The sequence below is a fragment of the Rhizobium sp. Rhizsp82 genome (assembly GCF_047325115.1).
GTDB lineage: Bacteria > Pseudomonadota > Alphaproteobacteria > Rhizobiales > Rhizobiaceae > Rhizobium.
In genome coordinates this window covers 629383-646361 of sequence record NZ_CP168569.1, presented here as the reverse complement: position 1 = coordinate 646361, position 16979 = coordinate 629383, and the positions used below count along the sequence as shown (strand labels likewise).

At 60.5% G+C, this 16979-nt stretch carries 17 protein-coding genes and 1 pseudogene; 17 read left to right on the top strand and 1 reads right to left on the bottom strand.

The genetic code is table 11. The features are described from left to right. Nucleotides 1–83 precede the first annotated feature (83 nt). The 5 genes and pseudogenes from ACEN84_RS03235 to ACEN84_RS03215 all read left to right on the top strand — a co-directional run bounded on the left by ACEN84_RS03235 (nt 84) and on the right by ACEN84_RS03215 (nt 3993). A complete protein-coding gene (locus ACEN84_RS03235) occupies nt 84–1064 on the top strand; it encodes a toprim domain-containing protein (RefSeq protein ID WP_413708616.1) in 981 nt (326 codons plus the stop codon). Between the two features lie 332 nt (nt 1065–1396). Next, nucleotides 1397–2338, top strand: a complete 942-nt coding sequence (locus ACEN84_RS03230; RefSeq protein ID WP_413708615.1) for a DUF2493 domain-containing protein — start codon at nt 1397–1399, stop codon at nt 2336–2338. Nucleotides 2339–2421: 83 nt separating this feature from the next. Next, complete coding sequence (locus tag ACEN84_RS03225) at nt 2422–2682, top strand: type II toxin-antitoxin system Phd/YefM family antitoxin (RefSeq protein ID WP_413708614.1); 261 nt, start codon at nt 2422–2424, stop codon at nt 2680–2682. Further along, nucleotides 2672–3085, top strand: a pseudogene (locus ACEN84_RS03220) (hypothetical protein). The gene ACEN84_RS03225 and the pseudogene ACEN84_RS03220 overlap by 11 nt, the downstream one beginning before the upstream one ends. A gap of 584 nt (nt 3086–3669) precedes the next feature. Continuing rightward, nucleotides 3670–3993: a DUF736 family protein gene (locus tag ACEN84_RS03215; protein WP_130279807.1), complete on the top strand. Its 324-nt coding sequence runs from the start codon at nt 3670–3672 to the stop codon at nt 3991–3993. 443 nt (nt 3994–4436) lie between these two features. Here ACEN84_RS03215 and ACEN84_RS03210 read toward each other — a convergent pair whose 3' ends face one another. Continuing rightward, a complete protein-coding gene (locus ACEN84_RS03210) occupies nt 4437–4715 on the bottom strand; it encodes an HU family DNA-binding protein (RefSeq protein ID WP_049730551.1) in 279 nt (92 codons plus the stop codon). A gap of 395 nt (nt 4716–5110) precedes the next feature. On the opposite strand from ACEN84_RS03210, the gene ACEN84_RS03205 reads away from it, so the two are divergent. From ACEN84_RS03205 to ACEN84_RS03150, 12 genes are all read left to right on the top strand, one after another. Next, a complete protein-coding gene (locus ACEN84_RS03205) occupies nt 5111–5275 on the top strand; it encodes a hypothetical protein (protein ID WP_413708613.1) in 165 nt (54 codons plus the stop codon). A 1150-nt stretch (nt 5276–6425) separates the two neighbouring features. Continuing rightward, entirely contained in the window at nt 6426–7163 is a 738-nt protein-coding gene (locus ACEN84_RS03200; protein WP_413708612.1) for a hypothetical protein, read from the top strand. Between the two features lie 11 nt (nt 7164–7174). After that, nucleotides 7175–7630 (top strand): hypothetical protein, encoded by a 456-nt coding sequence (locus ACEN84_RS03195; RefSeq protein WP_413708611.1) that lies wholly within the window; start codon nt 7175–7177, stop codon nt 7628–7630. A 137-nt stretch (nt 7631–7767) separates the two neighbouring features. Continuing rightward, nucleotides 7768–8880 carry a lytic transglycosylase domain-containing protein gene (locus ACEN84_RS03190; protein WP_413708610.1) on the top strand — a complete coding sequence of 371 codons (1113 nt, stop codon included), beginning with the start codon at nt 7768–7770 and terminating at the stop codon, nt 8878–8880. After that, a complete protein-coding gene (locus ACEN84_RS03185; protein WP_413708609.1) occupies nt 8877–9248 on the top strand; it encodes a TrbC/VirB2 family protein in 372 nt (123 codons plus the stop codon). The genes ACEN84_RS03190 and ACEN84_RS03185 overlap by 4 nt, the downstream gene beginning before the upstream one ends. Nucleotides 9249–9251: 3 nt before the next feature. Next, complete coding sequence (locus tag ACEN84_RS03180; protein WP_148195493.1) at nt 9252–9578, top strand: VirB3 family type IV secretion system protein; 327 nt, start codon at nt 9252–9254, stop codon at nt 9576–9578. Nucleotides 9579–9581: 3 nt separating this feature from the next. Next, nucleotides 9582–12101: a VirB4 family type IV secretion/conjugal transfer ATPase gene (locus ACEN84_RS03175; RefSeq protein WP_413708608.1), complete on the top strand. Its 2520-nt coding sequence runs from the start codon at nt 9582–9584 to the stop codon at nt 12099–12101. 25 nt (nt 12102–12126) lie between these two features. After that, nucleotides 12127–13251, top strand: coding sequence for a lytic transglycosylase domain-containing protein (locus ACEN84_RS03170; protein ID WP_413708607.1), 1125 nt, complete (start codon nt 12127–12129; stop codon nt 13249–13251). A 20-nt stretch (nt 13252–13271) separates the two neighbouring features. Continuing rightward, nucleotides 13272–14063 (top strand): conjugal transfer protein, encoded by a 792-nt coding sequence (locus ACEN84_RS03165; protein ID WP_413708606.1) that lies wholly within the window; start codon nt 13272–13274, stop codon nt 14061–14063. Between the two features lie 214 nt (nt 14064–14277). Then, a complete protein-coding gene (locus ACEN84_RS03160) occupies nt 14278–15351 on the top strand; it encodes a type IV secretion system protein (RefSeq protein ID WP_413708605.1) in 1074 nt (357 codons plus the stop codon). Between the two features lie 54 nt (nt 15352–15405). After that, nucleotides 15406–16140 (top strand): type IV secretion system protein, encoded by a 735-nt coding sequence (locus ACEN84_RS03155; protein ID WP_148195487.1) that lies wholly within the window; start codon nt 15406–15408, stop codon nt 16138–16140. A gap of 20 nt (nt 16141–16160) precedes the next feature. Beyond that, nucleotides 16161–16970 carry a TrbG/VirB9 family P-type conjugative transfer protein gene (locus ACEN84_RS03150; protein ID WP_413708604.1) on the top strand — a complete coding sequence of 270 codons (810 nt, stop codon included), beginning with the start codon at nt 16161–16163 and terminating at the stop codon, nt 16968–16970. Nucleotides 16971–16979 lie beyond the last annotated feature (9 nt).

The window sequence follows — 16979 nt, the reverse complement described above, 5'->3', positions numbered from 1 at the left end:
ACGTGACCGCCATGTTGGCCGTGACCCGGACCTTGCGGGTCTGGACGGTCGATGTCGCGTACTGGTCATAACGGAGGCCCGCCATGTTCTCCCCAGCCGAACTGGCGGAGCGTCTCGCACAAGACGCGGAGGCCGTCTGCCGCCACTATCTTTCCGCCGGCCGCCGGGCCGGTCACTACTGGCTGGTCGGCGATGTCGACAACACCAGGGGCGCTTCGCTCTACGTGCATCTCGCCGGTCCACGCGCCGGCCGATGGACAGATGCAGCGACCGGCCAGTTTGGCGATCTTCTCGATCTCATACGCGAGACCTGCGGTCTCGTCGATTTCCGGGACGTTGCCTTTGAGGCCCGCCGGTTCCTCAGCCTCCCCAGGCCGGAGCCGCTATCGCCCTCTCGAAGCGGCAGCCATGATTCCGCGGCGGTCGTACTGCCGGCTTCTGAGCGTGCCAGGGGGGGGCGCGGGATCCTGTGCGGTTCTGACCACGCGGCATTGCGCTTCCATGCGGCCTGCTACTACCGCGATCTCGTCACCGGCCAGACGAGCAGCTATCCGGCGCTGATTGCCGCCGTGACAGGCCCTGGGGGCGAGATCACCGGCATACACCGCTGCTTTCTCGATCCGGCCGGCGGGGGCAAGGCGAGGGTCGATAATCCTCGCCGAGCGCTTGGAGCGTTGCTCGGCAATGGCGTTCGCTTCTGCTTCCCGCTCAACGCACCGATCCCGGTCGTGGCCGCGGGCGAAGGTCTCGAAACCGTGCTGTCCCTCTCACAGGTGATGCCCGGCATGCCTTTGGTCGCGGCTCTCTCGGCCAGTCACCTTGCTGCCTTCCGCTTCCCGCCCGGATGCCGGCGCATCTATATTGCCGCCGACGCGGATGCCGCCGGCCGCCACGCACTCGAGCGATTAAGCCGGCGTGCGCAGATCTGCGGGATCCTGCCGCGGGTGCTGTCGCCCGAGCTCAGCGATTTCAACGAAGATCTGCGCTGGCTGGGACCCGATCGGTTGGCCGCAAGCCTGAGGTCGCAACTCACGCCGGAAGACGCGATGACCTTCATGGCCTGACGCCGGGTGGTGGGACGGAGCCGCAGGTTGGGTCGCAGGCGGCGTGGGCGGTAGGATCGGGCCAGCTTTCCGGTTTCCCTTGGCGCGCCTGCGGGCCTGCCGAGAGGCGACCGGTATCACGCGGAGCTCGACCTTCAGCGGGTCGGTTGGGTTTCTTCCCCTGACAGTCCGCCGGTGCGGCCTGTCATTCCTCTCGGGTCAAGAAACCCTCCCTCCGCCGCCCGGCGCTTCGCTGGGCCGCCCGCGCTCCGCTTGCGGTTCCGGTCTCGATCCGCATGACCGGGTTCGCCGTCAGGCCGCGAGAGGCGCGGCCCAAAATAACGGAGATCATCATGGACCCGATCCGTCACGCCGACGACAGCTTCGAGCCCAACCATTCTTCCTCCCCGACCGACCGCTTCATCTACGAGATGCAGCTCTTTGGCTACCGACCCTTCCAGGACGAGCCCGATCCGCGGTCGTTGCCGGAGGAACCGCAGGTCCAGTCATCAATCACTGCGATCTTCGATGCCTTCGCCGACATGCTCGGCGACACCCGGCTGGAGCCTGATCTCGAAGATCTGTTCTGGTCGGTCCCCAATCTCTTCCATCGCGCTGGCGAGCGCATCCAGCGCGAGCTCCACCGCAACGAGGAAGCGCAGCGCACCGGCCAGCGCGAGCAGGACGGTTCGGAGCTGAAGAGTGTCGAGCTCGAACGCCTCGTCGCCGAAGGCATCACGCTCCTCGAGCGCCGCAATGCCTTTGAATTCATGCGCGACTACGCGGCCGATCTCTTCGAGGCGCAGACCGGTTCGTCCTGGCGGCCGCGCACCGGCTCGAAGGTCAACCACGCCACCGTGACGGCGGCGATGATCGACAGCCGCGACTTCCTCTCCGCCCGCCGCCGCGCCGAAACCGAGGTGCTAATTCCGGCGGGCACCAAGATCGCGTTTGCCGGCGGCATGGACTATAACGATCATGAGCGGATCTGGGCAAAGCTCGATCAGGCGCGTGCCAAGCATCCCGACATGGTGCTCTTGCATGGCGGTTCCCCGAAAGGTGCTGAACGCATCGCCGCCTGCTGGGCAGACGCCCGCAAGGTCACGCAGATCACCTTCAAGCCCAACTGGACCAAGCATGCGAAGGCCGCGCCATTCCGGCGCAACGACGAGATGTTGTCCGTCATGCCGGCCGGACTGATCGTCTTTCCCGGAAACGGGGTCACCGGCAATCTCGCCGACAAGGCACGCCGGCTCGGCATCCCGGTCTGGCAGGCGACAGAAGGCGGCGCGTGAGCGCCGATTTCATGTAAATTCGCAAAAGATGGAAAACATGGGAAAATTGGATTATATGGAGAACCATACCGGAGATCATGGCTATGAAGCAGTTCACCACAAGCGATTTGAATAAACAGATCGGCGATATTACCGATGCGGCGAGTCGCGAGCCGGTCATGCTCACCCGGCACAAGAAGCCGCGTTTTGTGCTGATGAGCTACGAATACTATGAGCGCATGCGCACAGGCGGCGATCCGCGCCGCGCCTATCATGTCTCAAAAATGCCCGCCGAGCATGCAGAATTATTCGATGAGGCGCTTGATCGGCTGGCGCGCGGCGAAGGCTACGACGATGAGCCATGAATTCCGCCCCGGCGAAGTCATCTCCTATCCCTACCTTTGGGCCTGGCAGCAGCAGCGCGGCGAAACCGAGGGCCGAAAGCTCGGCCGGTTTGCGTCGTCATCGCCATCCGCAGCGCCGCCGACGGAAATAGCCATCTGGCGCTTCTCGCCATCACCAGGCAGCCGCCCCAGACGGGCCGCTCTGGAGATCCCTGATATCGAGCGCAAGCGCGCTGGCTTAAGCGATCTAAAGCAGTGCTGGATCATGATCGACGAGTACAATTACGATATTGTCGAACGCTCCTGGTACATCGAGCCCGATCAGCGCATCCTTGGCCGCTTCAGCAAATCCTTCATGATAAAGATCGCCCAACTGTTTGCCGACACGCGCGGCCGAACCAGCCGGGTCAACCGCCTCGATTGAGCGGCGATCGAAACGGTCATCACCCGCAACAAGTCCGCAGTTGCATCGTCGGCGCCAACCACGTCTGAGGCCGTCCTCCCGAGGCGACTCTCCGACTGCCGGGTGTTTTCGGCCGGTCTCCTTTTCCTGATCATCACCGGCGCGGGAGCGACGCCGGGCAATCAAACCGGTGTCGTGATCTCACTGCACCCGAGCTGTAGTCGCGCAAGAGCGAGCAGCAATCCGGGCGCCACACCGACTGAAGCCATCTCTCCCAATGACGATGAGATCAGGACGGTGCTGATCTATGGCGTCGCGTCAGATGAGTGGTGGGCAGCATCCGTTGACCCGGAACACCCATCGAAGCAATCGACAAGCGCGGCACTCGGCGGGTCCGCAAAGGGCAGCCACGGCGAGGTCTCCTGCCGACGTCGCAATCAAGGACCATTCCCGTTCTTTGTGTCGCCTTTCTAAGGGACCGGCCGCGTTCAGCGTCAACCCCGCAAGGGGGTTTCCCTTCGCTAAAGCTTCGGTGACGCTTGCGGCGCAGCCCCTTCTTCGGGCGCCATCGGGAATGGTCCCGATGCAACGAAGGAGACAATTCCATGGCTACCACGATCGCAACCCTCACCGAAAAGACCGACGGCACTTTCGAAGGCGTCTTCGCCACCATCCGGGTCAATGCCCCGATCGCCCTCGTCCCGAACGCCAGCAAGGCGAGCGAAGAAGCCCCCGATTACCGCATCATCCATCGCAAGACCGGCTTTGAGATCGGCGCCGGCTGGAACCGCATCTCCCGCCAGACCGGCGAGGAATACATCTCGACAAAGATCGAAGCGCCCGAGATCGGCGTGATCTTCGGCAACGTCGCCCCGGCGCCCGGAGGCGAAGCCGGCAAGAAGGTCATCCTCTGGAACAACCCCGCATGAGCCGGATGCCGGCCCCGAAACGGGGGCCGGCATCCCCTTTTTCAAGGAGATCGTCATGAGCCGCTACTTACGGTCACCCGGACCGCGTCCTAGCACTTAGACCGGATGCCATCATCGGCTACGACCGCCCGCTCCAGACCTTCTTGCCCCAGGCATTTCTTGAACCCGAGGGCGAGGATCTGGACCTTTGACTGGGCACGGACTACCAGGAATTCGAAACACTGTCGCAATTGAAGACCGCAGCTATCGCCAGCGGTGTCGACTTCATACCCTTGCAATCCGGCATCCTTCACAAGCTGCTCGACGACCATGCTCGCGAGGGCTAACCGGCGGTCAGCGATACGATCGTCCGGGGTCTCATCAACAGGACCGATCTTCGCAGAAGCGCCTAAAGCAAAACAATAGCCCGGCTACGGCCGGGCTATTTTACCAGGACTGCAGAATTATTTGTTCAGCGCGTCCTTCAGCGCCTTTGCCGGCGTGAACGCCAGCTTCTTTGCCGCGGCAACCTTGATCGTCGCGCCCGTCGCAGGATTGCGCGCTTCGCGCTCCGGCGTCGCCTTTACTTTGAACTTGCCAAAGCCCGGGAGCGAGGTCTCGTTGCCAGCAACCGCTGCCTCGGTGATCGAAGCGATGACGGCCTCGACGATGGCTTTGCCCTGAACCTTGGTGAGGCCGTGCTCGCCTGCAATCTTGTCGGCGATCTCATTTGTGGTGGTCATTCTGTTCTCCGCACTATGTTAGATTCAGAATCCCTGCCATTGCTGGTTGGACCTGTCATCGACGCTCCGCAGAAAATCGTTCGACAGCCCAGGATCTCCACAGTTATTCAACTAATCACACATCTATAACCCGAAGCCGGGCATCGAGCCCGCCCTCGCGTTCGGGTGCGATACGGAGAGGAAATATCTGCTCAGTCTGTCCCAGGATGCCATGGCGCCATGCCGGCCTCAAGGACGAGCGGTCCCCCCAATTTTGCCTCCGCTCCGGTCCCCTGCGCTCAGGCAAATTTGGCCCCCCCGCTCGCCGCCGCTGGCGGTCGCGTTCCGCGATCCCTGACCCCGCCACGTCCCCATGACCGCGCACGTCGTCTTTCACAAACGTCAAGGAGACGACGATGCTTCTGGAACAACACCTTGAAGAGCTGCAGGCCGAATTGCGGAATGCCGTGCATTCCGACGACCGCCGCGAGATCGAGGTCGAGCTGGAACTCGTCCGCGCCGAGTTGGCCATGATCATTGCGGAACAGGAGGGATTTAAGCACGCCGAGGCGCCGGGCTAAACGGCAGTTGCCAAGTGGCCCTTTTCGGGCACGTTCAATTCCAACCGCAGCTTTATCTGCCGCTTCACTCGCCGTGCGCAGGGAGCCGTACCCGCCCCACGGCGCAGCCTGTTGTATCCATCGACTGATGCAAATGGGGGCTTCGGCGTATAGCCACGCCTTGGCTAGCAAAGCTAAAGACGGCGCGCCGCGGCTTCTTTCTTCCGCGTGAGATCGTGCTCCTGCCTGCGGCCGGTGGCGCCGATAAGCCTATCGCTAGATCACAGTGCCTTCGGCGAACACGTTCCAGATTGAACGGTGGTCAACTCTGAAGAATGGCAGGATAGGCTATTGGTATACCAATAGCCGGACGCCCGAGGGGCGAGTCGCCTCAGAGGCGAGCAAGCGTTTCCCGGTCTGTCATATTTGAGACGTAACGAGGGCATGAGGTAGAGGCGTGGAAGGGGGGCCTGGGGAGCGGACTCTTTCGGACAGGGCCTGCGAATGTGCGAATAGGCGACTGCGCGTGTACGCAAACAGGTGCGTCGCCGTCTGAGCGTATCGGTTGGCCGGCGAATGAGTGAAGCAGTGATTGGGCCTTTAGGTGAAACGGCAGATCTGCAATTAAGCATATCCGCGAACCGGCGAGACACCGATCTAGCGAATGGGAGTTCAGGGGATCGCCTCAATCGGTGTATTGGTGATTGCGCCGATCGCCGAACGGGTGGTTGCGTGCACGCGCGATTGGGCGGATCAGCGAACAGGTCATTCCGGGAGCGGGCTATTGAGCGATCCGGCGCATCGGTGAATGAGTGATGCACCCGTCTGCCAAAACGGTGAAAGCGTGACCAGGCGGCCTCCGCCTTTGCGGATAAGCCCTTAGTTGGCAATTTGTGATCGCAGTCGTGGTCGCTGCGGTTATTGCAACAAACGAGGCTGCGACAAAGGCTCTATCACAATCGTTCGCGTCAGAGGAGCAGCGCGATCACCTGATCCGACGCCCAGCTCCCTCGTCTTTTCCCGCTTGAGCAAGCCAATTGCAGCTGATAAATTATACCCGAGTATAAGTTGGTAATTGGTCCTAGGCTGCGGGCCGGGCCGGTACTCCGTCTTTCAAGAATAAGGTTTGACTCTGATACACAATCGATCCCTCCTGACGAAGGAATGGTACATGGTGCCATTCTCAGCGGACTGCCCCGGCTGTGGTGCACAGACAAGGTCCGCAGCTGTCGTCGTTGGCCCTTCAAGCCTGGTGGGCGACGCATGGTCTGAGCCGGGAAGCGATATACTCGCGAAACCCCGCAGAACCCTTGATGCCTTCGCATTCATCGAGGCGCTGAGCGGTCAGACCGAACACGTCGAGCGATCCGTAGTCAACCGCTTCCATAGCACCTTCGCTTTCCTGGATGGCCAACTGACATCGATCTGTGAACACTGCGCGGAAAATCTTCCACCCGCAGCAATCCGCTCCGCCGTCATGAACGCCTTTGTTAGGCTCGGGCAGAAGCGCCTTCTGGTGAACGAGCGCTTGATGCTCTTTGCGTCTGAGGTGGTGCTGACGGAATTTCGTAGGGACACCTCTGTAGAGGAAAGCGCGATGCGCGATCCTGATTACGCGCTCCTGCTCATCTGCGATACGGAAAGCTCGATCGGCGAAACCGGCACGATCGAGCTTTGGCACAGCATCGCGCGTGACGACTACGCGATCGTGGTCAAAGGCCACGACGGCGGCGAGATGTTGCGGGACGCGTTCAACAGTGACCTTAAGGACGTCGTCGCGACCGTTTCCGATCTCGGATTGGTGCTTACCCAGCTTCACCTGGCTCAGGCATCATCACACTATTGCGCGCTCGCCCGCGATCTTTTTCTCGAAGCCCTCGAACATGCCGGTTATCGGCAGGCAAGCTAGAAAGTAGCACCATGCGGACACTTGCAAAGCTCTTCGGATCTCTGACGGCAATGTTGGCGCTGGCAGGATGTGGTCATCAAGTTGAGCGCCATCACTCGCTGCCGCCGGCACCTTTTGCGTATCTCACGCTGGCAGGCTGTAAAGGATACTCCAGCAATATCTTCGAGTGCCAACTTGAATATGGCACTGACTTCGAGCGCCAACGTCTTGGCCCCGTCCAAGACAGGGGTTTGTCGATCGATTTCTATGGCGGACGCTACCAGATCGAGTCCTGCTATCCGGTGGACAGGATACAAAGAGAGTTGCCGAATTTCGTGTGCCGAATCTCTGTCGCGACTTCGGGCACCGACGCCGGTTCGATACTGATAAAGGGCGGGACCGCCGTCCGTCTTTCTCGCGTTTTGGGAGACCGCGAACAGCTTCAGTATCAGTGGACCCCGGATAAACGGTCACGGCTAAGGGATTGAGTTTCTTTCGGGTTCTCTCCTCCGGACGCAGTGCGGCGAGACATTAATTATACTCCAGTTAAACTTTAGGGTTGATTTCCGCGGCTGAATGCGGTTCAAAATCTTATACCGCAGTATAAGTTTGCATTGGTTCAGCCATGGATAGCGTTCCGCTTTTGCCTGCGAACAGACCGCACAAGATATCCTCGCGGAGCGTGCTTTGGCTCGCCGGCACGTCGGCTTTTCTGCTCACCGGTTTCGCCTCCGGCTCCGATGACAGCAGCGCTTACATCGTCTCGGGAAAGTCGACCCACGTCGCGCATAATGCCAACCGGACGGATCTGAAGGCTGACGAGATGTCAGCCGTCCCGCCAAGTCCGGAGATTTCCGCCGCTGCTTCCACACGGGATGTCCCAACCATCGATTCCGCCAGCTTCAACGACCGATTTAGCGGGCCGGTCACCGATGCGCTTCGGGTCAGCGCTCGCCCGTCGGCGTTCATCGGCGGGTTTAGTGACAGTGCTGGGCCATCATCGGGATCAGCGGCTGGGAGCGCAAATGACCGCCGGGAACGCGCAGTGCATTCGCTGGTCAGCGTCTATTCGTTTGAGGCAACAGCCGTTCCCGAGCCGGCAACCGCACCTGATGTCAGCGAGCAACCAGTACAGGCCCGATCGGATCTGTTATCCGGCGTTCCCACGGACTATGCCAAACTTGCGTTGACGGTTGCCGGGAAGGAGGAGGTGGATCCGAACTGGGTGCTTTCGGTCATGCGGGCCGAGAATGCCGGGTTCGATCCAGATCTGGTGAGCTCTGCCGGCGCCATCGGTTTGATGCAAGTCATGCCACGGATCGGCGAAGCCTTCGGTGCGACTGATCTAACCGATCCCAAACAAAACATCCGCGCCGGCACGCGATTTCTTCGCGTCTTGATCGGCAAGTACAAAAATCCCGTGTTGGTCGCCGCCGCTTATAATGCTGGCGAGCCGAATGTCGACCTTCGCCATTCAATGCCGCTGATCCGCGAGACCGCCGACTACGTCACCCGTGTCGTTGGATACTATACCGGCACGGCGACCACACCGGTCCTATCGACCGCAGGTCGGACGTCCGCCCCCCGCAGCACCGGGCGGGCCGCGCGGGCCAAATCCCCCATGCTTGTGTTCCCAATTGTAACCCCATCCCCGTCAGACGTCACTCCTCAGCGTGATGAGGCTCAGAATGATGCTGGCGGGCCGGTCAAAATTGTCAAGGAAGAGGTGTCTCAATGAATCCCATCGTACTGGCAGTCCAGATGGTCGTTCTCTATGGCAGCGTAGCCTGGTCCTCAATGGCCAAAAGGAAATGGGTCGGAAACGCCGCGATCGTGCTTGCCGCGAGCCTGATCCTGCTCGTCAGCCAGTACGAGCCAGCGGCTGCGCAGAACCTCGATGCCCTTCAAAACGCTGCTGACCGGCTCGTGCAGTTCTTCACCGGGCCGTTCGGTCGTTCGGTCGGAGCGATCGCCTTTATCGGCATGTTCCTCGCCGCAGCCTTCGGCTACTGGTCCTGGGGAGCGCTGCTTCGGGTTGGTGGAAGCCTTGCCGGCATGTTTGCCGCCGCCGAGCTCGTCGACTTCCTCGCTGGCAGCGGGTCTTAAGTCATGGCCGGAGCAGGGAACACCGCCGAAGGTGGCGACGAATATATCGAATCCCATCCCGTCATATTGGCCCTCACACGACCGCCGACGGTGATGGGAATTCCCTACACTTACTTCCTGGCGGAATGTTTTGTTTCGCTAATGGTGTTCATGATCCTGGGATCCATCCTGTGGTTCCCGGTCTCCTTCGTTGTCCTCCACAGCATCCTCTACGTGCTCACTGTCAAGCTCGATCTCTGGTTTTTCGAGATCGTCGGGCGCCTCAGCATGTGCGGTATCAACCCTCTTGGCCGGAAGCTCGGTGGCGGCGTCAGAACCTACGGAGTGTAAGCGATGAACACGATGGCGAGATCGCTGAGAGGCAGTCTGTCGAAGGGTTGGGAGATCTTTGCAGACCGCAATGTCGCGACGCATGTACCTTTCTACGTCCCAATCGAAAACGGCATCATCCGCCTGAAGAACGACTGCCTCGTCTCAACCCTGAAGCTCACCGGCTTTTCCTTCGAGACGGCGGATATCGAAACGATCAATATGCTGCAGCGGCAGCGCAATGCCGCCTTCCGTGCGATCTCCTCGATCGGCAGCTTCGCACTTTATACTCACGTGATCAGACGCAAGGTTGCGCCGTCGTTGCCGTCGGCCTTCGCCGATCCCTTTATGGAGCGCCTCGATCACGTCTATCAGTCGAGCATCTCGAAAAACGAGATGTTCGTGAACGACACTTATGTCTCGCTGGTCGTGCGCCCCATGTTCCGGAAGGGATCGGCGCTTTCCCGCCTCATGGGCGCAGGCGGCACGATCGTGCGCAAGGAACAGTTCCGCGCGATGCGCGATAAACTCAGCGAGGCAACGCGAGCACTTGAGAAATCGCTTTCCGTTTATGGGCCGAAGGTCCTTCGCGACGTGCAACGCGTCCAAGCTGACCTCGGCGAGAACAGAAAAGTCTTCCGCGATGTCTCTGAAGATATGGTCGTCGACGAAGCCGCGCGGAAAATTTGGTTCTCCGAGCAATGCGAGTTCTTCTATACGCTACTGAACGGTGGACGCGTTCGGCCGATCCGGCTGGGCAACATTCCGATCGACGAGATGCTGCCGGCGCGCCGGACATCGATCGGCAACCGCATCATTCACCTGCAAGGCGACATACCGGACGATGACCGCTATGCGGCGATGGTCTCCTTGAAGGAATATCCACCGGAGACGGGCGCCGGCATGCTTGATTATATCCTCAAGCTGCCATTAGAGCTGGTGCTGACGCAATCGATGTCCTTTGTCGACGACATGGCGGCCCGCAGCCGGATCGAACGGCTGGACCGGCAGATGTCGAAGGCCGACCAAGGTGGCTCGAGTGTCCAGGCCAATCTCGATATTGCCCGGGACGAACTTGCCCGCAAGCGGGTTGCCTTCACCGAACATCATCTCACGGTGATGCCGGTCGCCAAAACCACCGCCCAGCTTGACGATGCCGTGGCGCTGATTGGCAACGAACTCGGCGCGCTCGGCGCCTCCTATGTCCGCGAAGACCTGAATGCGGAGCCGGCCTACTGGGCGCAACTGCCCGGCAACCAGGCCTATATCGCCCGGCGAGCGCTGATCTCCACGCTGAACTGCGCCGGCTTGAGCAGCTTTCACGCCTATCCCTATGGCAAACCCGACGGCAACCATTGGGGGCCGGCGATTACGATCTTCGAGACGACGTCAGGCACGCCCTTCTTCTTCAACTTCCATCAAGGCGACGTCGGGCACACGACGGTCTTCGGCCCGACCGGATCCGGCAAGACCGTCATCATGGCCTTGCTGATCCTGCAGGCCTATCGTGTCAGCCCTCGGCTGAAGACGATCGTGTTCGACAAGGACCGTGGCCTCGACATCATGGTCCGCGCGGCAGGCGGAACCTACATGTCGCTGGAGCCCGGCCAGCCGTCGGGATGGAATCCGCTGCTGCTCGACGACACTGAGGAGAACCGCGTTTTCCTCTATGGGCTCCTGAGCTTCATGCTGAAACCGTCCAGGGAAGGCGAAAGCCTGACTCCACAGGAAGAGGCGATCATTCGCAACGCGATCAAATCGGTCCTCAAGACGAAGGACAGGTCGTATCGCCGTCTTTCGTCACTGCGGGCGCTTCTCGCTGGTAGCGAGCGGACCGAGGGCAGCCTGATCGCTCGGCTCGACAAATGGGTCGACAAGGGTCTCTACGCCTGGCTCTTCGACAACGCGGCCGACGATCTCGATATCTCGCGACCGATGATCGGCTTCGACATGACGTCGATCCTTGATGATCCGACGGTGCGCACCGCAGCCCTTCTCTACATGTTCCACCGCTTGGACGCGATTTACGACGGCAAGGCACCGATCATCAACCTGATGGACGAAGCCTGGAAGCTGCTCGACGACGACGAGTTCAAGCGCACCATGAAAGACTATTTCAAGACCATCCGAAAAAGGAATGGTCTCGTCATCTTCGGTACGCAGTCGGCCGACGATGTGGTGCGTTCAAGCGTCAGCCGCACGATCATCGAACAGACGTCGACCAATATCTTCTTTGCCAATCCGAAGGCTGACGAAAACTCCTACATGGAGCATTTCGGCCTGTCGCGAGCGGAATTCGACTGGGTGAAGAACGGCGATCCGAGTTCGCGTTTCATGCTGATCAAGCAGGCAAAGAGCAGCGTGATCGCCCGCGTCGACATGTCCCACATGCCGGAGTTCATCAAGGTGCTCTCCGGGAGGGAAGAGACCGTGCGCGAAGTCGAGATGTTGCTCGACGAGTACGGCGACGATCCAAAGAACTGGCTCTCGAAATTCTGCGACTGGGATGGGGTGACGGTCGATGAAGCACGCAAGGCACCTTGAGGGAGCCGCGGCCGGCGTCTTGGCCTTGGCGCTGGTCCTTCCCGTCGGCACAAGCCATGCCCAGGTCCCGGTCATCGATCAGGCCCGCCAGAAGATCCAGCAGGCGACCGAGAACTGGTATCAATCTTATCAGGCCGATACGCGCAAGGCCAAAGGCGCCTCGGGCGGAACGACCGATAGCGTCGCACCTGGTCAGGGCTCGGGCGCGCCGGCCGATTGCTCGGCCGACGGCATGGGGGGAGCAACCGCGCCCGCAGCGCCGTCGTCTCGCACGCCAAGCCAGCAGGAAGTCGCCAGCATGGTGCAACAGGAGGCAATCCGGCAGGGTGTCGATCCGAATTTCGCGATGGCGATCGCCGAGCAGGAGTCGCGCTTCCGCCAGTCGGCGCGCTCCGCGGTCGGCGCGACCGGTGTCATGCAGCTGATGCCGGGGACCGCCGCGCAGCTCGGCGTCAACCCCTACGACACGCGCGACAATATTCGGGGCGGCGTCAAATACATCAAGCAGCTCCAAGGGATGTTCGGTGACCGCTATGATCTGATCGCCGCCGGCTACAATGCTGGGCCGTATCGGCAGTCGCTGCAGAACGGTCAGATCCCCAACATCCCCGAGACGCAGGACTACGTCAAAAAGGTTTCTGCCTACTATGCCCGTAACAAGGCCCAGATCGGTAATAATACCCCGTCGGAGGGTACAGCCGAGCCGGAAACTGCGAGCTACGCAAACGGCTGCGGCGAGCAGCTGAAGAAGGCGGTCGACCGAAACACGCAGGCGCAGATCGAACGCGGCTCGGTTTGGAACGAGCTGCTTGGAAAGTCGCTCGCTGCGAACCAGCAATACCTTCAACGTCTGCAGGCCGGCCTGCAATCGTCATCGGCAAGCCTTCGTGGCAGTGGTGGCGGCAATTCGAAAGACCATGACGGCTCGCTTGTCATGGCCGAGATCCGGTGCCCGACCAACATCATCGATACTGGTGGCACCCGTTGCTTCGCTGTGCCGCCCAACGCCACCACCGAACAGATCCAACGCTGGCTGTCCGAACTGCAGGATGAGGCACGTGCTAATGGCGCGGTCGCGACCTTCACGGCGTTGGACGATCCAGCACTCGGCCTCGTCACGGTGGTCGATTCCAGGCCCACGTCAAACTGAGAACAGGAGAGGTTAGACACATGAAGACAGCAGTGATCGCAGCGGCGCTCGCCATCGTTTCCGTCCCTCAGGCCTATGCACAAGTACCTGTCAAGGACTCGGAGAACATCTCGATCAGCGAAGAGATTAAACGGCTTTCTTCGGAGATCCAGCAGGACACATCAGTCGTCAAGGACAACACCACGAAGACCCTGGCGGCGATCACTGGCGAGCGAACGCAGGATGCGAGCCAGTTTGCCAAGCTTGCGACCGGCAACGGCTTCACCATGGGACAGGCGCCGGATTTCAGCACGGTGCTATCAAGCAACGCAGCCGTGTTCGGCGGTATTAACGGTCAGTTCCAGAATACCGCGGCCAAACTGATCAATGGCCTCAACCTCGTGAAGATGGTGGTCGATACCGTCAAGGGCGGTGAGCTCTCCGGCGCCAATCAGGCCTATTCTCAAGGGATCAACGCGTTGACGACGCTGACTGCGCTGACGGACGCGATGAACAGCGCCACCAAGGACCGGCAGAATTCGTTCATGCAGGCCACCCAGCAGATTGGAACGGCGAAGGATCTGAAAGGGGCGCTGGAGCAAAACACCCAGATGGTGCTGCAGGGAAATCAGACCGCCAACGAAGCCGTCGGCTCGCTCAACAACCAGGTCATGCTGCTGAACCAGCAGTATAAGGCCGCCCTAGCAACCTCGTCGCAAAACCTCAAGACCTTCGCGCCGCTTCCCGACAGTGTCATGCGTGACGGCGGTACTCAGCCGCAGGATACGTCTGTTCGCGATCAGCTGAAGGCATTCGAGGATCAGAACCAGTGAGAGCGGTTCTGGCCTTGGGGCTGAGCGCGGCAGTGCTTGCCGGTTGCGCCGGAAAATATGAGCAGCTTGCGAAATGTTCGGCCGACGAAAATCCGGTGCCGGCCCTCGGCTTCGTATCCGAGCCCGCGATCACGGCAGGTGAGAATGCGCTTGCGGGCGCCGTCAAAGACGATTGCGGCCCGATGCGACGGGTCAATAATTTTCAGGGTGAGACATGGATCCCGTCAGCTACGCGATAAACTTCTATGGCGACGCGCTTCGATACTTTGACAAGATCAACGAGGCTTCACTGGAGCGGGCCTGGGGGCTGTTTGCCGAAAACAGAAACCTCGTTTCCGGCATCCTGGCGATCTTCCTGACCCTCTACTTCCTTTGGGGCGCATTGGGGCTCTCGAGCGTTTCCCTTCAGGACATGGCGATCACCGCCTTCAAGATCACGCTCGCCTATACTCTCATCATGTCCTGGGCGCTCTTCTACGACAACATCGGCCAGTTCGTGCTGTCGGCCCCGCAGGATCTCGGATCGGCCATATCCTCGGCGATGGGCGGTCAATCGGCTGGCGCGGATATCGCCCAGCAAGTCGCCAGCATGGCTCGCAAGGTCTACGACTTTGCCATGCAGCTCTTCAATTCCTACGAATCCGGATGGCTGCCGAATGTGACCGGCGCCGTGGTTGTCTTCATCGTGCTGGTCTTCGGCCTCCTGCCGATGCTGCTGGTCCTCACCGGCGTTACGCTCTTTGCCAAGATGATCACCGCCGTCATGCTGGCCATCGGTCCGATCGCCATCCTCTGCTATTTCTTTGGCATCACCCGTTTCGTCTTCGATGCCTGGGTGAGGGGCGTCGCGTACGGCATGTTCATGCTGCTGTTCACCTACATCATGGCCGGCCTGTCCTTCGGCTTTCTGATCGGCATGATGGACACGATCAACGGTGACATGGCGACCAAGGAGAACGCACTGGCGATCGTGCTCGCCATGGTGCTCTACCTCGCGCTGATCTCCTATTTCATTTTCCAGGTGCCGGATTTCGCGCGCAGCTTTGCCTACGGGGCAGCCTTCTCCGGCGTCCCGGGCGGCGGTGGCGTGGACACCGCCTACAATACCGCACGCCGGCGGCTCTACTCCAGTAATTTGCGCGCCGGCCAGGCTGCGGCAATAGCACTTAGCACGCTTGCCGGGCCGAGGGGCGCCATCACGGCCGCAGCGCTTGCCGGCCGCAGCAGTGTCGCTGGCGTCGGTGCGCTTGGTCGAATGCTCACCAATCGTCGGCGCAACAGCGAATGACGCGGAGGCGGCAAGGATTAGCGATTTCACTCATTGCGATTTCGAGGTTTGAACTTGGCATTGTTCAAAAGGCAATTGAAAGCCGCTCCGGCCGATCATCCGGCGGGACCACAAGAGATCTACGATCAGCACCTCTCTTGGGGTGAGAAGAACAGGTCGCTGCGGACCCTGATCGGTCTCATCCTGCTGGTTTTCGCGATGGCAGGTTGGATCGTCGCTGGTGTGCTGTCCTTTTCTGTCGCGCAGCTCTTTCCACTGGTGCGCACCGAGGTCGTGCCGCTCATCGTGGACAAGAACACGGGCTACATGGAGACGGTGACCACGCTCGACAAGGACCGGTCGAACGTTTCGGAAATCCAGGCTGTCCGCGCTTCGTTCGTCGGCAATTATGTCATACGCCGCGAGACCTACGATCCCCGTTATCTATCGGAAAACTTCGACATGATCGCTCTTTGGTCGGACCCGGATTCGCCGGCTTTCAAGGACTATTCGGAGTGGATGAACCCTTCCAATCCGAGAGGTCCGGTCAAGACCATGGGAACGACGGGCGAGATCCGGCCCGAAATCCTGTCCGTCAATCCGCTCAATGCCACCACAATGTCGGTGCGCTTCGAGACCCGGGAACGGCGCCGCGGTGGCGATGTCGTCAACCGTTGGTCGGCGACGATCCGCTACCGCCAGATCAATCTGCCCGCCAGCAACCGGGTCCGGCTTTATAACCCCCTCGGCTTTGTCGTCACCGAATACGTCAAGGTTCCCGAGACGATGCCTTCGGGGCTCACCCCATGAGGCGGGTGAGGGTCGGAATAATGCTGTCACTGCTGCTGACGGCCTCTTCGGTTCATGCGGAATTGACCGCCCGGCCTGGCAGGCTCGATCCGCGCGTGCGCACCTTGCCGTACTCAGCCGAACAGGTCTTCGTCGTCACCGGGACTTACGGAATGGTGACGACCATCCTCTTCGGTGCCGACGAAGAGGTTACCCAGGTGGTCGCGGGGGATACGGTTTCCTGGCAAATCCTGACTTCGGCCGACAGGCGCTCACTCACCCTGAAGCCGATGGAGAAAGACGCGCCGACAAACCTCTCCGTGGTGACGACGAAACGAACCTACTCGTTCGATCTTGAGGTCAACGACAGCAGGTCGATCCAGAACCAGACCTTCAAGCTGCGCTTCATTTATCCGGAAGACGCCGGGCTGAAGGGCACGGCCGAACTGTGGAAGCAGGCGCAGGATGCAGAGCGCAATCCCAACATGAAGAATATCCGCCGCGACAAGGTCAACTATGACTATGGCTTCAAAGGAAGCGATGCCGCCAAGCCCTTGTGGGTGTTCGATGACGGTTTGAAGACCTTCATGAAGTTCACCGGCGACGTGCCAGCGATCTTCATTGTCGATAACAAGCGGCGAGAGAGCCTCGTCAATTATCGCCGTGAGGCCGACTACATCGTCATCGACACGGTCTCGCGGCAGTGGACGCTTCGTTACGGCACCGAGAACGAGACCTGCCTGTTCAATCTCAGGACCGCTCCAGCCGATGTGCCGGCGCCGATCGAGGGGGCCGTGGCGCCGAAGCGGCTCGGCTCGTCAGGTGCTGGCTCACCATCGAAATCACGATAGGGAGGCACG